This window comes from Paenibacillus sophorae (assembly GCF_018966525.1).
GTDB classification, from domain to species: Bacteria; Bacillota; Bacilli; order Paenibacillales; family Paenibacillaceae; genus Paenibacillus_AQ; species Paenibacillus_AQ sophorae.
This window is the reverse complement of sequence record NZ_CP076607.1, coordinates 2,961,613-2,983,569: the sequence shown is the minus strand read 5'-3', so window position 1 is coordinate 2,983,569 and position 21,957 is coordinate 2,961,613. Positions and strand designations below refer to the sequence as shown.

Below are 21,957 nucleotides of genomic sequence, written 5' to 3'. Positions count from 1 at the left end.
TGTCTCGGCATCGACGCCGGATTAATTCAATACTTGGAGCGATAGTCCAGCAAACAAACGGTTTAAACGTTGATGCAGCTCCTTTCGAGCCTCCTCGAGCCGGCCGACCATCGATACGTATATTCTTCCTTTATATGATTTGTCTGGCCTGCGGTTGATCATCAACATGTTGGCCGTCAAGGGAATGACTCCTTCAGACATACCTGGCTTATACAGGATACCGGCTTCTTCCATAGCTGCAAGAAGGTCTTCAAACTGAAGCTGCGCATTCGTACTTGTAAGCGAATAGAAGCGAAGGTTGCCCAGCAGCTCCTGAGAGGCCAAATACCGGTCAATCCGGCTCTTGATCAGGCTCATCGATTTTCTGGCGTTGATCTCTACGATCGGGACGAGTTCCCCGCTCCCAAGCTGCATCGAGTCAACGCAGACGTGCCCGTAATAACCGTCGCTGTACAACTCCTTCGCCGTTCTCCTCATCAGTTCGAAGTAGCCTTCGCAGTCCAGAAAATGCATGAACTCCGGCTCCGGCGTGTACGATTCTTGATAGGCAAAGTCGTCGTTGGTCAGCCTCTGCAGCGAGAGAAACCGGTACTCTCCGTTGCTTGTAATCTCAAATTGACAGGAGAAGTCGTACAGCTTATCCAGATAGGGCTCTACAACAAACTGTGATCGCATGCCCTTCCTCTCTTGAGCTGCCATATACGCGATAACCCGCTCCAAAATGCTTACCGAATCGATCAGCAAATTGCCTTTTCCGGAAACACCGTAGTTGTCTTTGATCAGAAAAGAGCCTTCCCGCAGCAGCCGCTCGCCGACTTTCCGAAGCTCGGACGAATGATTGACGATGAAGCTGACATTCGGCAGCTCCAGCCTCTCTTTCATTTCTGTAGAATACGTTTTCATATTCACTTTGCGGATAATATCCATTTCGGGCATACGGCAAATGAACCTGTATCTTTCGCTTGCTTCTTTCGTGAAGGGAATTGCCGCAAATGGCTCCAGCTCCGGTCTTGCCTCGGCTTTTGCCTCGGCAGCCATAGCGGCCACTTCCACCGAATCCGCTTCAGCCAATAATTGAAGCATGCTTTTACTCTGTTCCTTCAGCTCACCGTCCATATCGAGCGTATTACTCCAAAACCGGAAGCCGATATCATTCAAATACTGTTTGTGGGCCGGGTTCATCGCTTTACGGGTAATCAGAGCCTCCGAAGGGCTACAAAAAACAAACAAAAGTTCATCCATCACCGAGACGATGCGCAAATTTTCCGGGTCTGCGAACCCCGGCAGCTTCGCCAGATCAGGCTCTCGCCAATACTGCTCCGCATCGAACGTACCACAATGGATTTTCTCGATCCGGTTTGCCGATGTCATGGCTGGCCTTGCCCGCTTAGCTCCGGATTGCGCTGCCGGATATATTTGCAAAATGCGTCGATGGAGTCCAAATTCTCCATGTTGAACTCATCGAAGTTGATTTCGCAGCCGAATTCATCCTCGACTTGGAGAATGAAATGGACGATCTGAAGCGATTCCATGCCCGAGTCGTGCAAAATGCTGGAGCTGCCGTTTAATGTGTCCAAAAGCTTCGGATCGTTCTTAATTTTACTGATTATTCGAATCACTATCTCTTTCATAATCACCACTCCCTGTATTATAGCGTTGATGTTCTTCCGCGCCATGCTTCAGTTCCATCGCCCGAAGCTTTCCGTTAAATAAGATCACCTCCTTATTCAAATATGGGTGGAAGCCGCTGAAATAGCTCGGTATGATCAGCTTCCTTGTATAAATATTTCTCTTGAAAAAGGCAGAATTATTGGCAAAGACGGTCAAAAGCTTCTTTGCCGGATTCATCGGGTTAGGTTGGATAAATAATATGCAATAATCGCCTTTCTCGAAGCCTGCATCAGCGGTAAAGCCGTCCGCGTGCAGCCCAATTCGCAAGTGGCCGACGATTCTCGATAGAAAATCATGCCGGCCGACGCCGGTAGCGATGCAAATCAGATTGCAACGTGCCGCATCCTCATCCGTTAATCGGCTTGACTGCAAAATCGGGTAGTGAACATAAATGTTCGTATCCCAGGTATCTGTCTTGGGGTTCGCAAACACGTCAGAGACTTTCAGAATGTCCAATCTTTCCTGTTCCGATGAATATCGGTCTGGAACGACAATGCGGACCTGGTCCATATAAACGTCCATGATGCCCATGCCATTGCTTGTGATGCCGTCGTGCGCCAAAGCGAACGAAGGCGGCAGCCATACAAAGACGTCACCCGATTTGCGGAACCTCAGCCCCCTTGCCTCCCCTGGCTGCACCGTAAACTGCTGACCATCAATGATCACTTCCAAATGGCCGATTTTTACCGAATCCGGAAGTGTCAATTCGAATTGTCCGATATGGATGGTTTGAATAAGTATCGTCGTATCCCTAATCCATTCGCCTACTATTTCGCCATAATGACTGCCTTCGGCAAATTCCTCGATTTCGACCCAGAAGCACTTTCGATGACGGGCTTTATCCGTCCGAAAATGAATCCGCCTGGGGGCCGTCCTCCTCTTATGCTGCAAGAGCCACCGAATGCCCGACAATTGATGATGGAAATAAGGCGTATCCCAATGGTTGGAATCCGGCTCCAGTATTCCTTTATAATCGTCGCCGCCCAACACTTCGGACGGTTTGGTGTAAGACGTTTCGATGGCGTAGTCTTCCTCGCCGCAAACGTTAAGCACCGCCATATTCGATAAATTGATCAATTTGTCCGGATCGGCTCCCCCGGAATAGGCGGCAATCCCGGCGAACCGGTCCGGATACGCTTGGGACAGCGCCCAAGCAGCATAAGCTCCGTTCGAGTAACCCGAAAGATAGATTTTATCTTCGTCAACGCGGAATCGCTGCGTGATGACGTCAAGTCCCTCCAGAAACGCGGCTTCGCCGACATAGCTTCCCATAGTCACCCCCCTGCAAGAGAAGGTGACTGCAATCGCCTCCAGGTTCCAGTAAGCATAGAGGCGGTCGCGAAAATCGGGAAGATCGAGTTCGTATCGGCCGACAGGCAGAAAGATGATGAGCGGATACGTTCTCTGTTCCGAATAGTCGCTTGGCAATAACACCGTATACCGTTCTATGCTATCGTCCAGTTTCGAACGAAAAAAGCCATCTCCTAGCCTTTGTTCGGCAATCGCATTCTCGTAGCTCCGCCCCTCAAGGAGCTTGCCGCAAGCCCCAAAAAACAGACGCTTGTATTCTTTGACAAGACATAGCCGTTTGGCAGTCAGTTTGTTGGTCTCTAATACGTTCACCGCTCTCAATCTTTCCAGCAGCCCGGCCAATTGAGTCAGATCGTCTGCGCTGCATCGGTCTGTTCGCTCAAGTTCCTCGGCTTGAAGCTCCATCGATTCGATCAACTCGCCAAGCGGATGTACCAGAATGACATGCGACTTTTCATGGAACCGGCTGCCCAAATCTGCATATTCGATTTGAATATGGAGCATGGTACGTGTACGGTTTTTCACGCCTGCTGTATCATAAACGACTTTTCGGCCTATGGCTGTTTCAAACCGATCCACCACATCGCCGTCGTCGTTCATTACGATGATCATTGCAGGCGAACCGTTCGGCACGCCGACCGCATCGCAGCTCAGCAAGTAAAATTCGTAACGTGTCCGTTCCAGTGCATTGGCGGTTTCATGAACGACGCATACGCGATTCTCAATCCACTGTTCCATGAATTCTCCGATCAGTTCTTCGTTAAAAAACCGATCCAAATTCGTATCTCTGATCCGGATCGAATAGTGTTTGCTCACCTCGGCGTATTCGATAACCACTGTGTTGTCTCCCTGTTGAAGCCTGTATCTGAACGGTCCCGAATCGTTGTACAACAGCTCACCATTTATCCATATTTTTCCTTTAACGTCAAATGGGCGTACATAGATTTTCTTCACTTCAGCGCTGTTGATATTAGCGACAAGAAACATCCGTTCGCCTTCCTTGAGTTCGTAACCGGTCAAATCCAACTCCAAAGATTCCATGCCGATCGTGCAATGAAACCTGCACTCGCTTGAACGGCCGTCAGCGAGGCTCACCGTCGCACGATTCTCCAGATCGATTGGTCCCTTCTTGAAAATCCGGTAAAGATCCGAATTGCACTTGTCGTTGTCTGCAGGATTTTGAACAGGACCAATGACGTAAGCCGCTTGTAACCTAACGGCTTTCTTGTCCAGGCAGGCGGTCGCCCTTCCCAAATTGACGAATATGAAAATTTCTCCTCTCTTATACTTTCTCAAAGTGATCCTCGGCTGGGAGTTGAGCTGCGGACGGATTTTTCATTTCCAATCTCCGCAAAAGGATAGCTTAATCGCCGTTTTCGGTGTGACCCCCTATATTTCCTTAACCAGAATTACCACCATACTAGTTTCCTTAGGGGGAAGTGCTCAGATATCAAGCTTTTCGTTATTCAGGCTTAATTGTTATTAGTTAATGACTCAACTTTCTCACCTTAGCTATCAGTTGAATCCCTTGGGGCTGTAAGAAGAATTCAATGTATTTATCCCGTATTGACAAAAAACACCTTGCTTGTTTGGTATCATGGAAGTGTCGAGCAACCATGCCAACAAGAAAGGTGCGTAACTCTTATGTTACAACAACGTTCCCTGTCTGAACAGTCTCGCATTTCCAAACTTTTTGTCACTCTTCAAATCGGGAAATCCTTACGACATGCGGGAATTTCCAAGTCGTTTGGCCTTTCCAGTCTCGTAGTCTTTCAAATTGTCTTCTCTCTGGTCTTCGAGGGGAAAAACTGGTTTCGCATGCTTGAAAGCCAGCGTGGAGCGAATCTTCCCGGCAAAGATGTCGTCTATCGTTTTTTGAATCAAGCTTCCTTTGCTTGGCGGCGCTTTTTGCAGACGTTCAGTCTTCGCATCGTGCGCCATTTCGAATCGCTCATTTCATCGAATCGGATACGGGTGTTCATCGTCGACGATTCCGTTCTGAGCCGAAACCGGAGTAAAAAGGCAGAACTACTGGCACGGGTGTTTGACCATTCCACAGGCAAGTTTACCAAAGGCTACACCATGCTCACGCTGGGCTGGTCGGACGGTTTTAGTTTCGCTCCGCTTGACTTTGTCATGCTCTCTTCCGCGAAGTTAGCCAATCGAATCTGCGAAATGGCTTCCAACCTCTCGAAACGCAGCGTGGGGTACAAACGTCGAATGGAGGCCTTCTCTCGAAAGCCAGATGCCGTCGTCGCCTTGCTGGAACGGGCGGTAGCGGCGGGATTTATCGCCGACTACGTCCTCATGGATAGCTGGTTTACGCAAGCCCCTCTTCTTCGTCAGCTCACAGGCAAAGGCCTTTCCGTGATTGGCATGGTGAAGGAGATGAAACAGCGATATCTCATTCAGGGATAACGAATGACGCTCCATAAAGTCTTTCAAAGCTTTCCATAATCGGATTCCAAAGACATTAAAGGCTCCGCGAGGGTACACACCACTTGCGGTCTGCCAGTGAAACTTGTTTTTGTGCGCAACCAGAATAAAAAACGGGAATGGCTTGCCATTTTAAGTACGGACGTCACTCTGGATGACGCTGAAATCGTACGAATCTACGGGATGCGCTGGAGTATAGAGACCTTTTTTAAAGTCACCAAAAGCTATTTGAAACTGGGAACGGAATTTCAAGGCCGTTCCTTTGACCAACTCCTTAGCCATACGACGATCGTGTTCAGCCGATATTTGGCGTTGGAATACGAACGGCGTCAATCCAGTGATGATCGGACGCTCGGAGGACTCTTTTTTCTCTTTGCCGATGAGGTCCGCGATCTGGACTTCCAGACCGCACTTCAGCAATTGATGACTTTATTTCTCGAAATGTCCCAAGCCACAACCAAGAAGAACAAAGCGGCCGTTTTTTGTCAACTCCAGGATTGGATCTCCAGTTTACCTATCTATATCAAGGGTTTGTTTAAAGATTTGTGCTGCGAAAGTTGAGTTAATGATATTTACTAATTCAAGATTTTATGTTTTTATTTTTTCATTCCGGTTCATATTTAATTTTTATTAAGATCAAAGAATCGGGTAGGAGGCTACCTTCTCCGAAACCGTCCAGCGGATTTCTTTCGTATGTGAACGTTCTGTAGTAGTTAACGCCGATAAAGTCAGGCTTGTTTTGCTAATAATTCCAAATCTCCTTCTTCCAGTTGGGGTGCCAGCCCACGATCAGTGAGGTGATTCCAGACAACACAAAGTAATGATAGGTTCAATATTGTATTTGCGCAGTTCGCTAATTAACGAATCGTAAAAGGCGACCCCCTGCTCATTGATTTCACCGTTGCCGTCGGGATAAATTTAGCTCCACGCAATCGAGAAGCGGTACTTTTTTAAGCCTATTTCCGCCGGACATCTTCTTCCCAGCGGTGGTAATTATCTACTGCTACATTGCCATTCGTGCCTTTGTATGTCGTTCCGGGTATACGGACACCAGCTGTCCCAAATCGAAGGCTTTTTCCCGTCCTCATCCCATGCCCCTTCCACTTGGTAGGCCGCGAAAAAACCTTCCGGAAATGGTTTTAACGTTCATGGATCATGGATAACCTTCCTCCTCGTTATCGTAAATATCTGTCAGCAACCTTCCCAATTCCTCCAGTGCTTCTTCCTCCCGTTCGCCGTCAACCTCCAAGGTGACTTCATTTCCTTTTACCAATTCTAACGACATAACTGCAAGCACGCTTTTCGCGTTAATTCTTGCGTCGCCTTTCGTCAAATGTATTGTGCAGGAAAAATTCATCGCCTTTTCCGTAAAAAATGTGCATGGCCGTGCATGCAGACCGAATGGATTTTGAATAACAATTGTTTTTGTTAACACATAACCTTCTCCTAATTTAGATTCAATCCGTTGTGCCCTGCTTAACGTCGATATTTTTTCATACAAGGTTACAAACTCACTAGCCGAGTCTTTGACCGTAATCGGATTCATCAAATGATCCTGCGTATGGATCAGCAGAATGGAAATTCCCATTTTTCCCCATATGCTTCGTTTTGGATTAATTTGGTTTGGAGGTGATGCGCTTAATTCAAATGTTTCTTTGCATTGTTCAACGCATCTGCAGCCCTGGAAAAATCCCTTTTTTTTGAAAACGCAATTGCTTTCCGAAAATATTCGGTTCTTTAATATTAAATTTGATTATCCAACTAACACAGGATAAGTGATGGTCTTGGTTAGTAGGCAGCAATGAAAGCGAGTCGATTGAATATTTCACTTTTCATTTCACAGCGATTAAAGCGATAGCAAAATTCATCCAAGTATGTTGATGATGCTTCGCATCAAGACCTATTCTCACCTCCAATAAAAGCTTTGGCATTGGAAATGACGGTGTAGAGCCATTTGAGATGATCAAGGTCATCAATAGGGTTAAACAGCTTGGGTGCTGCTGGTACCCTTGCTTGGCTAACGCCTGATAGGATCGTCGGTATTTATCGCTTGAAATCGTGGAACTGCGGCAATGTACTTTTGGGCGAAATCGATAAGGGTGACGCCTATAACATCCGGAATGACTTGCATCTTCAGGTACTTGGGCAGCCGGCAGCCCTATTAATCCAATGACAGCGCCACAAGAACGGGGGTTTGTTCCGTACCGCGCCCACGTTTCCCTCCCTCCGTGGGTGCTCTGAAAAGAGCATCATCCAGTTCCACGATTCCAGCTAAGGTGTAGGAGGCATCGCGCTCGCCCTTAGCTTTTCGGATCTTATGTTGAATCGTCCAAGCAGTTTGGTGGGCAATATCCAGTTCTTGTGCCAGATAGGTCGTGGAAATGCCACGCTTGTCATGTTCAATCAGAAAGATCGCTCAGAACCATTCCACCAATTCCGTTCGAGTCTTTTCAAATAACGTGCCTGCGATAACGTTCGTCTGATGACCACAGTTTGCACATTCATAGAGAGACAGTTTACAGGTTTTGATTTCGTAAGCTATGTCATATTGACATAGTGGGTACCGAAAGCCTTCGGGTCATTTCATCTTATACAAATGCCGGTGACAAGCTTCCTCGGTTTGAAAAGTTTTTTAGAATTGAATGAGGTTCAGCGGCTCCTTGTGTGCCCTGACAATCACTCCCGAACGTACGTTTGACTTCAAAATACCAAATAAACGTTCGTATAAATTGAGTGTCCTGAGCTAACTGATGGATCAAATTATAAAATTAATTAAAGCAACGAGATTATAAACTCTAACCCCTTTTCGCCATTCATCAAACCAAAAATCTGTACTGGGACAACAGCCACTTTCTTTTCAGGAAATTTGTTTTTTACATCTTGTTCAACGTATCGTGTTTGTGGACCAATTAAAATCACATCTGCTTTTACCCCTTCTTCATAAACAACCGAAGTCGAGTATGCCCTAATTTCAGCATCAAGTCCTTTCTCGTCCATTGCTTTTTGAACATTTCGCGCCCAAAGTGAGGTCGATGCTCCTGCTGAACAAAAAATACGAACCGTTAAATGTCCTTCAAACTTAGGTTCTACACTTTCTTTCTCTTGTACTTTTTCTTTTACAATGTCTGCTTTTATGCTTTCTCCTTTCTTTTTTCCAAAACCAAATAATCCCATATTTTTCATCCTCCTTTTTCTAATTAAATACCATTTTTTCGAATGACTTCTTGATACCAATAAAATGAATCTTTTTTACTGCGTTTTAAAGTTCCATTTCCTAGATTATCTTTATCTACATAAATGAAGCCATAACGTTTTTCCATTTCGCCTGTTCCAAAACTTACGATGTCGATAATTCCCCAAGGAGTGTAACCAAGTAAATCCACACCATCTTCTTCCACTGCTGTCACCATTTCTTTTATATGTTGACTCAAATATGCCACACGATATGGATCTTGAATACTTCCATCTTCCTCCACTTTATCATAGGCTCCAAAACCATTTTCAACGATAAACATTGGTAAATTATAGCGTTGGTGGATAATGTTCAGTGTATATCTTAAACCAATGGCATCAATCGGCCAGCCCCAGTCACTTGCTTCGATATAAGGATTGACAACAAGTTTTGCATTTGGATATTCAGTCACTGGAAACTTTTCTACTACATCTTTTAGTGTGCTTACAGCACCCGACATATAATAACTAAATCCGATAAAATCAACGGTTCCTTCTTTTAAGTTAGTTAATTCTTCTGGTGAGTAGTCAATTTTATATCCTTTTGTTTCCCATTCTTTTAAAATGTATGCAGGAATTTCTCCACGAGCATGAATATCACTGTAGAAAAATCTGCGGTTCATCACTTTCACAGAAGCCATCATGTCATCCGGGTTACAAGAATATGGATAGAGAGGTACATACGCCATCATGCAGCCGATTTGAAATTCCGGATTGATTTCATGCCCTAACTTTATGACTTTCGCACTTGCAATTAATTCATTCAGACCCGCTTGATAAATAACTTCTTCTTTATTTTCTCCATCAATAAACTGAATAGCTGAGTTTGTCCAAGCGTGCAACTCGCTTTGTCCATCTGCTTGATTATTAATTTCATTAAAGGTCATCCAATATTTCACTTTGTCCTTGTAGCGATTCATCACGACCTTGGCATAGCGAACAAAGAAATCAATACATTTTTTATTACGAAAACCACCATATTCTTTTGCTAAATGATAGGGAATTTCAAAGTGAGATAAGGTAATGACTGGCTGAATTCCTGCATTTAACAACTCATCAAATAAGTCATCATAAAATTTCAATCCCTCTTCATTCGGTGCTTCTTCGTCCCCTTTTGGAAAAATCCGAGACCAAGCAATAGAAGTACGAAAAGCTTTTAAGCCTAGTTCTTTGAATAATGCTACATCTTCGTTGTAATGATGATAAAAATCAATCGCTTCATGATTGGGATAGTTTTCTCCATCAAGCACACCGTCAGTAATACGACGGTCTACGCCATTGCTTCCAGCGGTCATCACATCAGCGATACTGAGACCTTTGCCACCTTCTTGCCAAGCCCCTTCAATCTGATGAGCGGCAACTGCTCCACCCCATAAGAAATCCTTTTTTAGTGCCATTATTTTTTCCTCCATCTCTTGATTCCACCGCTAGAAGTATAGCAATTTGTACTACACTTTCTAACTTTCTCATTTTTCTATGCCAATTTTTTGTATAAATCAACAAGCTCTTTTGCTAAATCGTTAAAGGCAATCGTTGTCATTAAGTGGTCTTGGGCGTGTACCATATAAATGGTAATTTCCACTTTGTCCCCTTGAGCTGCTTTGGTCAACAAACTCGTTTGTGAACGATGCGCTCCTACCAACGCACTACTTGCGTGTTGTAACAGTTCTTCTGCTTTTTCAAATTCACCATTTTTTGCTGCCTGAATAGCCTCAACTGCGGAAGACTTTGCATCTCCTGCGTTCATAATAATACCCATGATCACTTCCATATTTTCCATGATTTTTCTCCTCAATTCTTTTATCCTTTTGATTTTTCTTCCTCTAGCAATGCCAATCTATCTGCTATGCCAAAGAATGGTTTCCAAACAAGGGTAGATAATATGACAATCGTAGCACCAATGATAAATAATTTTATTCCACCTTGAAAACCTGAAACAATGATTCCTGGAGTTGTCCAAGGAAGTACTAACATTGGATTAAATTTCGTAATATTTAACACTTTGATTAAACCTAACGTCGCAAAGCCATTGACAAGAGGTGTCAAAATCATTGGAAGAAAAAAGATTGGATTCAGCATAATCGGAAAACCAAAAATCAATGGTTCATTGATATTAAAAATACCTGGAGCAGCGGCTAATTTAAATAATTCTTTGTATCGTTTTGATTTTGCCCGAATCATCGCAATCACTAAACCAATAGATGACCCAGTGCCACCGAACGCATTCCCAACTGCAAGTATAACGATTGCAAATGTCAAATAAGGTAGTTTTTCATGAGCTAGAAAAGCATTTTGGTTTTCAACAATTGTTGCCATGATTACAGGAGTAATGACTGAATTAATTGTATTTGGATGAACTCCAAAGAACCAAAGGAAATTCCCAAAGGTCATCACGAGTATCATCGGAACAGGTGAAGCCAATGTATTTTTTATTGGTGCTTGAAAGATACTGCTAATTAATGAGAAGGCATTTCCATAATCACTTAGGAAAGGAACTTCTTTAAAAGCAATGCGAATGACTAAAAATACAAGTAAAATAATTCCTGATGATAAAATTGGACGAAATGATTCTGAAACCATTGGTGGCACACTTGACGGCATTTTGATGACAAGATTTTTCTTGGCAAGGAAAGAATATAATGCACCAACAATCCAACCGACTAGAATAGCGGCAAAAATCCCATTAGAGCCAAGAAAATTGGTGTCATATGCACTAATATTTGACATCGCTGTCACAGTTGTATCATACGGAAATTTTTCTAATGTTTTCTCTACCACTGGAATGCTAATTTGTTGCGGGACTAAAATTAGAAATGAAACAAGTGAGAGTAATCCCGCTGATAATGGTTCATATCCAGCCCTTTTTGTATAAGCATGAGCAAAAGTAAATGCCGTCAGCATGGCGATGATGTTCATTGTTGCTACTTGTGCTGCAGCAAAATGTGCATCAAGCCCTAAACTTTTTAGTAAATCAAGCCAAGGTTGAAATGGAAAATTCCCAATGAATAGGATAAATGCCCCACCTAATGTAATGGGCAATAATCGAATAAATGCTTCAGCCAAAGAAGCAAAAAATATGTTTTCATTCATAAATTTAGCAATAGGTGCAATATACTTGTTCATAAAATCTTCAATCTTTTTCATTATTAATTTCCTCTTTTCTTTTATCTTCTCCAATCTGAAATACAAAATATGTCGTTATTTGTCTAGCAACAATGCGATGAACCGAACTTGAGGACCAAGCAGAACAATATCGGCTTGATTGATGCAATTCCCAATGACACCCCCGGGGATCACCCATATTTTGTGCTACTCACCTTTTTCCGCTATCGCTTTTTCCATTTTTGTCACTACCAAGCTTGTACACATTCCTTCTGTGCAGCATAATAAATGTTCATTTGATTAGCCTCCCTTTTTATCGTTCGGTTTCATCGTAACTTAAAAGCGCTTACATCTAAACACATCCTTTTTCCTTTGCTCAGAGGAAATGATTCTACTTTATTGCTTCGCAAATGCGGTAATAAATTCTTGATATGTCTTGCATTTTAACAGCTTCTGTACGAGATCCGTTTCGTCCACAAGATTGATAAGCATGGCGTACATTTGCTGCAATTCCGCCGTACTGTTCTTTTGTATACTTAATAGGCATACAAACTGCACGCGCTTATTATCCCAATCGATCGGTTTCTGCAAAGTGCAGATGGCCCAGAAAGTCGAATCGGTTTGCGGAATAATCGGGTGGGGAATCGCTACAAGATTGCCGAAACAGGTTGAAGACACGGCTTCCCTCTCGATTACGGAATCGATAAAGGTTTCGTTGATAAGACCCAAGCCCCTCAATTTATCACCCAAAAATTCCAGGACCTCTTCTTTCGTTTCCAAATTCTGCTGAAGAAACAGCAGCTCTTCCCTCAAATATTCAAAGATTGGATCTTTATTTGCAGATATCATCTTTTCAATTTTTTGTATATCATTGCTTCCCAGAATTGCATTGACCTCAATATGCGGAATCGGCAATGAATCCCGGATCGGAATCGTGCTCACAATGAAATCCAGTGAATGCAGGGGTATCTGCTTTAACTTGTAATAATCCGTTGTGCCGAGAATATCGAGCTTGGAACCAAAGACGGACTTCATCTTGTAAAATAGAAAACGTGCGCTTCCCATGCCCGAGGCGCATACGATCATGCAGCGCTTGGGGCTTGTGCTGACATTTTTTCTTTCCATTGCCGCCGCGATATGAAGGGCAAAGTATCCCGCCTCATTCTTATCAATGCCGATTCCCAACTTTTCATTAAGAACCATGGCCGCAAGGATGCCGGCTTCAAACGCGATCGGACAATTGGCTTTAATCTCCTCAAGCATCGGATTTCGCAGATTCATCCCATACCGGTGCCGGTTGATGGCAGGCTTCAAATGCAGGCATAATCCTGCAAACAAATCTTTATCCTGTTTGATACCGAGCTTGAGCTTACTCTCAATGGTTTCCATTATTTCCGTTGCTAGCTGGTGAATTCCCAACCCTTGAGATGTTTGCGCTTCCATTTCGCTGTAGGTATGCGGAATCGTTTTCTTACCCAGCAGCAGGATAGCGATATAGGAAATTTCGGACGGCGGAACGCTGATATTCATGTTTCTCTTCAAACAATTTGCTATTTTAATGGCCGTTTCGAATTCCTTTTGATGAATAATATCTTTTATTTGTTCGGGATGAAGCGTCACAATATGATTGCTTTGTAATCGCTTAACTGCAATTGCAAGATGAACCACCAAATTATTCACTTCAAAATCCGATAGAGAAAAGTCCTCCAGCACATCCTGGTCCAAAATAATGGTCCGTATGATCGTCATCTCTTCATTTGATAGAATCGGAATCCCGGCGTTTAATAAATTTGCTTCCGTCTCTTTTCGGTTAAAGATATATTCAGACATACAGAATCGCAGCTTGACTTCTTCCCCTTTGATCCTGAGTCCGTAATTGGGGCGTTTGTCTAATTCGATTCCATACTCCTGAAGCGCTTTCTTTACGTCCTTTAAATCGTTTTGAATGGTTGATTTGCTGATATACAGCTCATCGGCCAAGTCTTCAAGCTTTACAAACTCCTCTGTAAGTAAAAGCCGCTTGATTAAATAACGGATACGTTCTTCCGGTGTATTGGGAATCATTCCATGCTGTGAGGAGTCGTTTCGAATCATTTCCTGAAGCAGCTTGCAGAACAGTGAATCATCAAGGATTTGCATTTTATATCCGATGCCCCTTACAGAATGAATGACAGCAACGTGTTGAGACAACATATCTTCCAAATCCTTCATGTCATTTCTGATCGTTCTTGATGTTACGCCAATGACATTTGCCAAATATTCGCTGGTTACAACGGTATCTGCTACCATCAGTTCACGTAAAATTGCGTACAACCGGGCATTGAACATCTTGATTTCCCCCTGTCCTTAGAGTATTTTTAAAATTCATCTTATCATAGTTTATAGTCCGTTCAGTACGATTAATCACTTGTTTTGAATTGACACCAGGACAAGACCATGATCCGGTCACCGGCTATCGCCTGCTTCATGAACTGGACGTCTGCCCGGGCGAAGTATTAGGTGATCGCGCCTACGATACCAATGCCATTCTGGGGCTTTTACAAAGCCGAGCGATCACTCCGGTGATCCCAAGCAAACGCAATCGGCGGGTAAAGCGTCCGTTAGATTCTGAACGTATAAAGAGCGACACTTAATCGAATGCTTTTTCAACAAAGTAAAAAACTATCGACGCCTGGCCACTCGCTATGAAAAAACAGCGAATATGTTCTTGGCTTTTTTGACGCTGCTTTCTATTCGTTTATGGCTCAAATAGGTTTGCGTACAGGCCCTAGTAAAGGAGCTCTATTTTTTCACAAAAGATTCCTTGAGTTTGTGATCGAGGATATTCGTAATGGATGGGAAATGACCGAAGGGAAAAAGAGCGGATTGAGCGAGGATGTTCTTGTCCAATTTTTTGCCCCGGCATATGTAGAACTCGTGGAATGGTGGTTTAAGAATGAAATGCCTTATCCACCACATGTTATGGAAGAACAAGTGGGGACTATCCTAGAAAAGAACCTTTCGTAGTATTGATAAAACAAAGTTACATTTGGAAGGCAGCAGCTCCCTCCTTTGAGTTCTTAACTGCTATTGTAAGAAGCAAAGGACAAGAAATTGGTCCCTTTCTCTCAATCATAGCAAACATAGCAAAAAACCGACCTCGTATCGAGGACGGTTCCCTAATTTAAAGTTAGCCATTAAAGTTAACCATTTTTTTCGAATCATCCTGGCATAGATCTTTGGCATTTCAGATGTAACATTAGCTATAGGCTGGTTAATCTGTCCACATTTAATTTGTCATGTTCATATTCTTGGAGAATTGCTTTCGTCATTCGAAGCAAGCGGTCCTCTTTGCTTGTAATACTCCTCCTGTCTTCTAATTGACCACGAAGAGATTTATTTTCGAGCCTCAAAGATATGATTTCTTCGAGTTGAGATAAGATTAAATCCTCTAATTGCACAACTTTATTCTGCACACATTCTAGTTCATACGGATCGCTCATGTTCTCACCTTTAACATTTTGTTGTTTAAGAAATCACTTATAAATATTCCCTCATTTGTTCGTCATCTCAACAATAAGGTTTAATCAAGTGCTGCAAGAGAAATTCTGTACAGCTTGTCATCATTCTCCTGTGGGTCTCCGCGGCCGTCTCGATTATTACTGATGAAATAAAGAAAGTTATCTTCAATTCTTACATCTCGAATTCTTCCAAGCCCTGTAATCACACTACGGGATTCACCTGTGTTAAGGTCAAATTCTAAAACGGCAGCCCCTCTCAAGGCAGCTACATACAATTTGTTATTATCATAGTCCATGCCAGATGGCGCCCACGTGGTCGCATCTCCGGAAGTATATAGCGGAGAAACCATCCCCCTCTGTTCTTCATGTCCTTCAATGATCGGCCAGCCATAATTCTGACCGGGTTCTATAATATTTATCTCATCATTCTGACTGTTGCCGTGCTCACTGGGATACAGCTTTCCATCAGGCGACCAGGCGAATCCTTGCGGATTTCGGTGTCCATAACTATAGACATAGGAATTGGGATAGGGATTGTCACTCGGAACCGATCCATCCAGATTTATCCTTAAAATTTTTCCTCCCAATGAATCGAGATCTTGTGCAAGCTCAGGTTCATAAGAATCCCCTGCTGTTGCGTAAAGTTTTCCGTCAGGTCCAATTTTAAGTCTGCCCCCATGATGCGCAGGACCGCTTCGAATACGATCAAGAAGCACACTGTTTTCACTCCAAACGCCATCATCCAAACGGAGGGCTACAATACGGTTAAATCGTTCGGCGTTATCTTCATACGTATAATATGCATAAGCCAGATTCGATTCCTGAAAATCAGGAGCGAGTACAAATCCTAGCAATCCTGCCTCCGAAGCTGTCGATAGCCGGTTCTTAAGTTCTACCTTCTGCCTGTCCACTTTTCCATTTTCGATTCTAATAATGGCTCCTGGCCTCTCTGACAAATAAAAAGTATCCCCTTCTTTTTCTATCGACCAAGGAATCTCAAGATTTTCGGCAATTACTTCTACATTTAAATTACTTTCTGCATTTTGGGTATTTTCAGTGGCTTGTGTGCATCCAACCAGCAAAAGAATGATCATCATTATGCTAAGAGCTTTACTCAACATGGTCACCTCAACCCCTCTTAATGGTTTTGGTTTCACTTTTAATCATGGTTTTATTAATTCCATGTAATTGGCTACATCTTTTTCCGTCATAGTGCCGGTTATAACCTTTTGAATGGTTCCGTTCTTATCAATCAAGAATGAGGTCGGAATGGGGATAATGTCATAAGCTTCAGTGACGGCCCGATCCTTATCTTTCAGAACCGGGAATGTAAGTCCATGTCTTTTCACGAAAGATTCAATGGCAATGTCGCTTTCCGCAATATTAACAGCCAATATTTCTACACCAAGGTCTTTATATTGCTTATACTGGCTCTCCATATAAGGCATTTCCTGCTCGCATGGTTTGCACCATGTCCCCCAGAAGTTCAAAAAAACCCCTCTTCCCTTTAAGTCTGATAGTTGAACCTTATTTCCTTCCATATCTTCAAGAACAAAATCAGGTGCTTGATCTCCTGCCTGAACCCGAATTTTTTCAGTAAAGAAATGCTGATAAAGTGTGTAAGCTATGGCGAACATCATAATAAGCAGCAGACTCAAGCGAAGAATAAATCGCCTATTTTTGTTCCTCATCTGAACCTTCCTTTACTTATTAGGCGTAAGAATGCAGTCCGGCGATAATCAGATTCACAAAAACAAGGTTGAAAATAATGATTCCAAAACCGATGACTCCGAGCCATGCTGATCTTTCACCCTGCCACCCCCTGGAGAGCCGCAAATGCAAATATCCAGCATAAAATAACCAGGTAATCAGCGCCCATACTTCCTTGGGATCCCACCCCCAAAAACGTGTCCAGGCGATTTGAGCCCAAATCATCGCAAAAATGAGCGCACCCAAAGTAAATATCGGGAATCCAATGGCAACCGACCTGTATCCTATTTCATCAACCAAATCCAGCTTAATATTCTTCGTTAACGGCTGAAGCGCGGCAGATATTCTTTTCCTAACAGTCAGTCTTAGGATGGAGTACAACAGGAAACCCGTGGCAGCAGACCAAATGACCGTATTTAATTTTGCTGCATCAATAACAGCCGGTACATAGGCTAATGCCTCCAGCCTGCCTTCAGTCAGCAGCTCGCCTCGATGAGGTCCTATAAGTGAAGGAAGACTGTAAGTGGTTTCCGTCTCTTGACCATTATGATCGACCCACCTATAAACTGCTTCATATTGTAATCCTCTAAAAATCAGAGTAATGACAATAAAAGCAAGTGTGGCCACCATAAAGTACATGATCACCTCAAGCCAGAAGGTTTTCATGGACGGTTTCGTCTGGTCAACGGAACGAAGTAAATAAATGATACCTGCGATAAAGCTGCTGGCTAGAACAGCGGAACCCAGTGCCGTTGTGGTTACATGAATTGCAAGCCAGTCCGATTGTAATGCGGGGATTAATGGAGAAACATTTGTAGGGAACAAGCTCCCATAGGAAATCATTAATAATGTAATCGGTAAAGCGAATAACCCCAGAATTGACACTTTGTATAAAAAATATAGGATGATAAATGCGAGCACAAACATCATGGAAAAAGCTGTTACGAACTCGAACATATTGCTAACTGGCGCGTGTCCGGAAGCCATCCATCTCGTGATAAAATAGCCCAGATGTATAACAAAGCCCAGAATGGTCACGCTTATTGCGGCTGCAGCCCATTTACTTGGTTTTTCGTATTGTTTTCTGCGATCACGAATCGCTCCGCCAAACAGAAAAGTAGAAATTAAATATAGAAAGAATGCTGCATAGAGCAGGTTACTGCTAAAAGCGATCATTATTCCCCTATTCCCCTCCTTCCATCTTGTTTTCACTTTTTCTGTTTGTTTGATCCGTTAATTCTTGAAGGCCGGTTTCTTTTAAAATAGAGTTGACTTCATTTTGGAGACCGTAGACATTTTTATTGGCATGGCCCGCAATGAATACGGCGTCACCACTTCTCCTGATCCATATTCTACGATGGTTCCAGTACATCCCTTGGATAACCCCAATCATGAAAATGGCTCCTCCCAACCCAAGAATCCATAACGTATTGTCTTTTCGGACGGTAAGGGCAGATACATTTTTCATTTCAACGTTTTCAAATTTCATTTGTAATTGATTATTTCCTCTTGATTCAATGGTGTTTCGAATAGCCACAAAACTTTTCTCACCATCCGGGTGTTCGGGAGATATCATGTTAAAGACAAATGCCGGATTGTCAGGAACTTGTGATCTTGTTGCCGGCTGGCCTTGCCCATTGAAATAGAAATCCGGAAAATATTCCAAAATCTCAATCTTATATTCATTGCCAAGATCATAGCTTTTTTCCGGATTGAACAAATCAATCTCAATCTGGCCGAAGCTCTTTTCAGTCTTTTTATCAACTAAACTAAAGGTCATCTTGTTCAGTTCATTTAATTTGTAGGAAACCTGGTAAAGCGCAAAGGAATCATGCCTTAAAGGGTGATTCACTCTAACGTGCTCATCTTTCACCTTTACGAGTTCAGGGGTGTCCCCAACAAGGATCTCCCCTTTACGTTCATACAAGGTTACATTCGTTTGATAATTTTTAACGCCATTCCCTTGATCTTCTGGATAGGTTTCCAAAATAAACTTGTCACTGCCTAAATAATAATTTCCATTGGTTCCCGGAATTGCACTGGTTTCACCGTCACGAATCCAAAGCGTTTCGTCCACATACATTCCCGGAATAAATCGAAGCATTCCTCCAATCAGGAAGATGACAAGGCCAGCATGATTAACATAAGGTCCCCACCTTGAAAAGCGATTTTTCTCAGCCAGAAAATTCCCGTTCTCTTCCCGAATACGGTACCGTTTATTCCTTAGTTTGGATATAACAAAATCTATCTGTTTATCTGAATTTTTTTTCACTTTGGTTTCACTGAAAAGACGTTGTCTGCGAATAAAGCTTTCGTGCCGCGTAACCCCTTGATTTTTCAAAGCAAAATATAAAGGAACAACCCGGTCCAAACTCGCAATCACAAGCGATATTCCCAAAGCCGCCAGCAGCAGAAAATACCACCAGGATTCATACAGCCTGTTAAAACCCAACTGAACGTAGATTTGGCCTAACAGGCCGTATCGATCCCGATAGAAATCTTCCGGCACAACATTTTGCGGGATATACATTTGCTGAGGAAAAATGGTTCCAATCATAGAAGCGATTAAAATAAGAGCAATAATGCCCACTCCTACTTTAACGGATGAGAATAAGTTCCAAATCCTGTCAAGTGGTGTTCTCTTATAGGTTTGTGAACGTCTTGCACTTCCTTCATAACGCAGATCAACCGACTTTTCCGATAGTTCTTTACCAACTTGTTTCCCGCAAGACTCACAAAGAATGGTTCCGTATGGATTAACATGACCGCATTCGCAATTTACACGTTCCAATACTAAAAACTCCCTATATTCGTCTTTGTCCCTGTTGTTGGACAGCCCTGTTAATTAACAGTAATGGTCGTTTTCATGTTTTCATGGCCAGTTCCGCACATTACGGAACAAACAATGGTATAGGTTCCCGATTGATCAGGGTTCCATGTTACTGTCTGGTCAGAGCCAGGGGAAACCGTGGTGTTAACGTCCGTACCTTCAATTTTGAATCCATGCGTACCCTCTGTGCTGGTGATCATAAAATGAACCGGTTGTCCTGCTTTAACCTCGGTTTTATCAAGCGTCCATTGAAAATTGGATGCGGTCACCATAATCATTTGTTCGTTTCCATTTGACATGGAACTTGAAGTGGGAGTTGGAGGAGTTGATGCGGAACCGGAAGAAGAGCTGTCGCTTGTTGAACTGCTGGAAGAGTTGGAGACGTTTGAAGCATTATTCGTATTGCTCCCGCATCCTGCAAAAATGAGTCCAAATGCCAGAACGGCGCTTCCTGTTAAAAACACAACCTGACGTTTCATGATCAAGATATTCCTCCTAAAAAGTTCAGTATTTTGTTGTCCCTCTTTGTCTTTGTCCCTGTTTTTGAATAAATTTTAAAGCATAGTGCGTCCCGGAGATATAGATTCCCATGATGGATAGATAGTCGATTACAAATTTTATGGAAGTATCATCATTCGACAAGCTGCCAAATGGATTATAAATGGTTAGTTTAGAACCTATTTCTCTTTCAAAGGAAGCATACACCCCGTAAAATACAATCAATACCGCAAGAATACGTAATCCCATGGTGCGAATACGACTCGTTCCGGTGATTCCCGTCATTCTCCGTACTGAATTGAGGATCATTCCCCAAGAAAATCCTATGTGTACCGCCATGATGATAAATCCCCAATAGGCTGTCTGAACATGCATTTGCCGGAAGATCATATCATTCTTTACCGGAATTAAAGGAAATAGATCCCTGGAAATTAGTATTCCGGATACCATCATTACAGCCATTGCTGCAAGAAAAAGAAAATTAAGTCCAATTTGTAGAATCCGCCGAAAGTTATGCTTTCCCCGAAGCAGGGAACTAAACCACCGACGATTTAAAATAATATGGGCGATAAATAAACCAAATAACGTAACACCAACATTTTCATGGACTCTATTTCCGGTAATATAGTAAGCCATTTCTACAAACATGAGAATTGTCATGACCAGGTCAATGATTAGCTTGATTAACACCATTCGACTCAAACCATTCTCCTCTTTCTACTTAGAGAATCAATTAATTTTCATATTGATTTAAATACATGGTTAAAAGAACATCTTGAAGTAATCCTGCTTTTTCCTCTTCCCCTATTGACCTGCTTGCTTCATTGGCTACAACCTTAGATAGATTCGCATGAGCAGGTATTTCAGTTACCTCCCAGTCCTCTGTAGGGATAGCTGCAATTGGGGCTTCTGTACTGCTGCTGTTTGATTGTGGAACCGATCCTAAATCAAACTCTTTCATATCATCTAATGAAAACGAATATTGGTCCCTTTCCTGATTTGCGTGGCAGGCAAAGCAGCGGCCTATATCATCATCAGCCACTTCTCTGGCAGGAGTAAAATGCTGGAATTCCCATTCCCCATTACGTTCTTCAGGCGAGTACTGGGAACCCCAACCCGTGCGTTTTTCCATTACTAAATATTGTTCAAGCTCTCCATCCTTATAGCCTTCGAGAGTGATAACCGTGCCGCTCGGAAGCTCCTCACCATTCTGCACGGCTTCAATCGCTTCTCTGCTATTTACATAGATGTTTTCATGAATATCTCCTCGATCATAGGTCGTAAACACAATCGCATCTTCAAGATCAGGGAATTTAATAAGGTTAGCCCCAGATCCAATTTCAGCGTATTCTCCAGACTCAGCACCCGGGGCACTCTCCTCTTGCTGAGACATATTATTAGACCCTGTCTCCGAGGACTGCTCCCCTTGCTGAGACATATTATTCATACTCATATTATTATTATTGCTGCAAGCAGTGAGGGTGAGGGCAAGTAAAGCAGTAAGTGCCAATTGCTTTTTAAGCATATAAAATTCCTCCGAATTGGTATTATTGTCTCTACCTGGCTACTTAAATGTATGGACCAATAATCCCCCTTTCTTGCTTAATTCGAAAACAAAGAAAACCATCATTTATTCGTTAATAAACATAAGTTTATAATTTCAAAGAA

19 protein-coding genes and 3 pseudogenes are annotated in these 21,957 nt (G+C 42.8%); 3 read left to right on the top strand and 19 right to left on the bottom strand.

Annotation, left to right across the window (positions count from 1 at the left end; genetic code table 11):
• Positions 1–21 precede the first annotated feature (21 nt).
• The 3 genes from KP014_RS14005 to KP014_RS13995 are packed head-to-tail and all read right to left on the bottom strand — an operon-like array spanning position 22 to position 4,278.
• Entirely contained in the window at positions 22–1,371 is a 1,350-nt protein-coding gene (locus KP014_RS14005; RefSeq protein WP_090834595.1) for a hypothetical protein, read from the bottom strand.
• Positions 1,368–1,631, bottom strand: a complete 264-nt coding sequence (locus KP014_RS14000) for an acyl carrier protein (RefSeq protein WP_036587698.1) — start codon at positions 1,629–1,631, stop codon at positions 1,368–1,370. The genes KP014_RS14005 and KP014_RS14000 overlap by 4 nt, the downstream gene beginning before the upstream one ends.
• Positions 1,600–4,278 carry a carboxylesterase family protein gene (locus KP014_RS13995; protein ID WP_139210653.1) on the bottom strand — a complete coding sequence of 893 codons (2,679 nt, stop codon included), beginning with the start codon at positions 4,276–4,278 and terminating at the stop codon, positions 1,600–1,602. The genes KP014_RS14000 and KP014_RS13995 overlap by 32 nt, the downstream gene beginning before the upstream one ends.
• A gap of 348 nt (positions 4,279–4,626) precedes the next feature.
• On the opposite strand from KP014_RS13995, the pseudogene KP014_RS13990 reads away from it, so the two are divergent.
• Positions 4,627–5,979 (top strand): annotated as a pseudogene (locus tag KP014_RS13990) (IS4 family transposase).
• A 228-nt stretch (positions 5,980–6,207) separates the two neighbouring features.
• Here the strand turns inward: KP014_RS13990 and KP014_RS13985 are convergent.
• From KP014_RS13985 to KP014_RS13945, 8 genes and pseudogenes are all read right to left on the bottom strand, one after another.
• Positions 6,208–6,522: pseudogene (locus KP014_RS13985) on the bottom strand (family 1 glycosylhydrolase).
• Positions 6,523–6,571: 49 nt separating this feature from the next.
• Positions 6,572–7,006, bottom strand: a complete 435-nt coding sequence (locus KP014_RS29105; protein ID WP_090834596.1) for an HPr family phosphocarrier protein — start codon at positions 7,004–7,006, stop codon at positions 6,572–6,574.
• A 165-nt stretch (positions 7,007–7,171) separates the two neighbouring features.
• Positions 7,172–8,044 (bottom strand): annotated as a pseudogene (locus KP014_RS13970) (IS1595 family transposase); the annotation flags it as partial.
• Between the two features lie 146 nt (positions 8,045–8,190).
• Positions 8,191–8,601, bottom strand: coding sequence for a PTS sugar transporter subunit IIB (locus KP014_RS13965; protein ID WP_216700356.1), 411 nt, complete (start codon positions 8,599–8,601; stop codon positions 8,191–8,193).
• Between the two features lie 14 nt (positions 8,602–8,615).
• A complete protein-coding gene (locus tag KP014_RS13960; protein WP_036587693.1) occupies positions 8,616–10,046 on the bottom strand; it encodes a 6-phospho-beta-glucosidase in 1,431 nt (476 codons plus the stop codon).
• 77 nt (positions 10,047–10,123) lie between these two features.
• Positions 10,124–10,429, bottom strand: a complete 306-nt coding sequence (locus tag KP014_RS13955; protein WP_036587691.1) for a PTS lactose/cellobiose transporter subunit IIA — start codon at positions 10,427–10,429, stop codon at positions 10,124–10,126.
• Positions 10,430–10,449: 20 nt separating this feature from the next.
• On the bottom strand, positions 10,450–11,793 hold the full coding sequence (locus tag KP014_RS13950) for a PTS sugar transporter subunit IIC (RefSeq protein ID WP_036587690.1): 1,344 nt from the start codon (positions 11,791–11,793) through the stop codon (positions 10,450–10,452).
• Positions 11,794–12,147: 354 nt separating this feature from the next.
• Entirely contained in the window at positions 12,148–14,079 is a 1,932-nt protein-coding gene (locus KP014_RS13945; protein WP_036587689.1) for a BglG family transcription antiterminator, read from the bottom strand.
• A 53-nt stretch (positions 14,080–14,132) separates the two neighbouring features.
• On the opposite strand from KP014_RS13945, the gene KP014_RS13940 reads away from it, so the two are divergent.
• Entirely contained in the window at positions 14,133–14,384 is a 252-nt protein-coding gene (locus tag KP014_RS13940; RefSeq protein ID WP_090834597.1) for a transposase, read from the top strand.
• 106 nt (positions 14,385–14,490) lie between these two features.
• On the top strand, positions 14,491–14,757 hold the full coding sequence (locus tag KP014_RS13930) for a TetR-like C-terminal domain-containing protein (protein ID WP_051499255.1): 267 nt from the start codon (positions 14,491–14,493) through the stop codon (positions 14,755–14,757).
• A 236-nt stretch (positions 14,758–14,993) separates the two neighbouring features.
• Here KP014_RS13930 and KP014_RS13925 read toward each other — a convergent pair whose 3' ends face one another.
• From KP014_RS13925 to KP014_RS13890, 8 genes are all read right to left on the bottom strand, one after another.
• Positions 14,994–15,233: a hypothetical protein gene (locus KP014_RS13925; RefSeq protein WP_036587688.1), complete on the bottom strand. Its 240-nt coding sequence runs from the start codon at positions 15,231–15,233 to the stop codon at positions 14,994–14,996.
• Between the two features lie 80 nt (positions 15,234–15,313).
• Positions 15,314–16,372 carry a PQQ-dependent sugar dehydrogenase gene (locus KP014_RS13920; RefSeq protein WP_036587685.1) on the bottom strand — a complete coding sequence of 353 codons (1,059 nt, stop codon included), beginning with the start codon at positions 16,370–16,372 and terminating at the stop codon, positions 15,314–15,316.
• Positions 16,373–16,414: 42 nt separating this feature from the next.
• Complete coding sequence (gene resA, locus KP014_RS13915) at positions 16,415–16,942, bottom strand: thiol-disulfide oxidoreductase ResA (RefSeq protein WP_036587682.1); 528 nt, start codon at positions 16,940–16,942, stop codon at positions 16,415–16,417.
• 19 nt (positions 16,943–16,961) lie between these two features.
• Complete coding sequence (gene ccsB / locus KP014_RS13910) at positions 16,962–18,137, bottom strand: c-type cytochrome biogenesis protein CcsB (RefSeq protein ID WP_090834599.1); 1,176 nt, start codon at positions 18,135–18,137, stop codon at positions 16,962–16,964.
• A 7-nt stretch (positions 18,138–18,144) separates the two neighbouring features.
• The gene (resB, locus tag KP014_RS13905; protein ID WP_216700355.1) at positions 18,145–19,752 is read right to left on the bottom strand and encodes a cytochrome c biogenesis protein ResB; all 1,608 of its coding nucleotides are present in this window, start codon (positions 19,750–19,752) and stop codon (positions 18,145–18,147) included.
• 50 nt (positions 19,753–19,802) lie between these two features.
• Positions 19,803–20,270, bottom strand: coding sequence for a cupredoxin domain-containing protein (locus KP014_RS13900; RefSeq protein WP_090834601.1), 468 nt, complete (start codon positions 20,268–20,270; stop codon positions 19,803–19,805).
• A gap of 25 nt (positions 20,271–20,295) precedes the next feature.
• Entirely contained in the window at positions 20,296–20,982 is a 687-nt protein-coding gene (locus tag KP014_RS13895; RefSeq protein ID WP_246590757.1) for a DUF4405 domain-containing protein, read from the bottom strand.
• A 40-nt stretch (positions 20,983–21,022) separates the two neighbouring features.
• Positions 21,023–21,814 (bottom strand): cytochrome P460 family protein, encoded by a 792-nt coding sequence (locus KP014_RS13890; protein WP_216700353.1) that lies wholly within the window; start codon positions 21,812–21,814, stop codon positions 21,023–21,025.
• Positions 21,815–21,957: the final 143 nt, after the last annotated feature.

What these genes read in the sequence shown, in the direction of transcription:
- KP014_RS13960 (WP_036587693.1), bottom strand. Translation starts at nt 10,046, where the DNA reads ATGGCACTAAAAAAGGATTTCTTATGGGGTGGAGCAGTTGCCGCTCAT.
- KP014_RS13965 (WP_216700356.1), bottom strand. Translation starts at nt 8,601, where the DNA reads ATGAAAAATATGGGATTATTTGGTTTTGGAAAAAAGAAAGGAGAAAGC.
- KP014_RS13900 (WP_090834601.1), bottom strand. Translation starts at nt 20,270, where the DNA reads ATGAAACGTCAGGTTGTGTTTTTAACAGGAAGCGCCGTTCTGGCATTT.
- ccsB (WP_090834599.1), bottom strand. Translation starts at nt 18,137, where the DNA reads ATGATCGCTTTTAGCAGTAACCTGCTCTATGCAGCATTCTTTCTATAT.
- KP014_RS13950 (WP_036587690.1), bottom strand. Translation starts at nt 11,793, where the DNA reads ATGAAAAAGATTGAAGATTTTATGAACAAGTATATTGCACCTATTGCT.
- KP014_RS13930 (WP_051499255.1), top strand. Translation starts at nt 14,491, where the DNA reads ATGGCTCAAATAGGTTTGCGTACAGGCCCTAGTAAAGGAGCTCTATTT.
- KP014_RS13895 (WP_246590757.1), bottom strand. Translation starts at nt 20,982, where the DNA reads ATGGTGTTAATCAAGCTAATCATTGACCTGGTCATGACAATTCTCATG.
- KP014_RS13955 (WP_036587691.1), bottom strand. Translation starts at nt 10,429, where the DNA reads ATGGAAAATATGGAAGTGATCATGGGTATTATTATGAACGCAGGAGAT.
- KP014_RS13945 (WP_036587689.1), bottom strand. Translation starts at nt 14,079, where the DNA reads ATGTTCAATGCCCGGTTGTACGCAATTTTACGTGAACTGATGGTAGCA.
- resA (WP_036587682.1), bottom strand. Translation starts at nt 16,942, where the DNA reads ATGAGGAACAAAAATAGGCGATTTATTCTTCGCTTGAGTCTGCTGCTT.
- KP014_RS13920 (WP_036587685.1), bottom strand. Translation starts at nt 16,372, where the DNA reads ATGTTGAGTAAAGCTCTTAGCATAATGATGATCATTCTTTTGCTGGTT.
- KP014_RS14000 (WP_036587698.1), bottom strand. Translation starts at nt 1,631, where the DNA reads ATGAAAGAGATAGTGATTCGAATAATCAGTAAAATTAAGAACGATCCG.
- KP014_RS13925 (WP_036587688.1), bottom strand. Translation starts at nt 15,233, where the DNA reads ATGAGCGATCCGTATGAACTAGAATGTGTGCAGAATAAAGTTGTGCAA.
- KP014_RS13890 (WP_216700353.1), bottom strand. Translation starts at nt 21,814, where the DNA reads ATGCTTAAAAAGCAATTGGCACTTACTGCTTTACTTGCCCTCACCCTC.
- KP014_RS14005 (WP_090834595.1), bottom strand. Translation starts at nt 1,371, where the DNA reads ATGACATCGGCAAACCGGATCGAGAAAATCCATTGTGGTACGTTCGAT.
- KP014_RS29105 (WP_090834596.1), bottom strand. Translation starts at nt 7,006, where the DNA reads ATGGGAATTTCCATTCTGCTGATCCATACGCAGGATCATTTGATGAAT.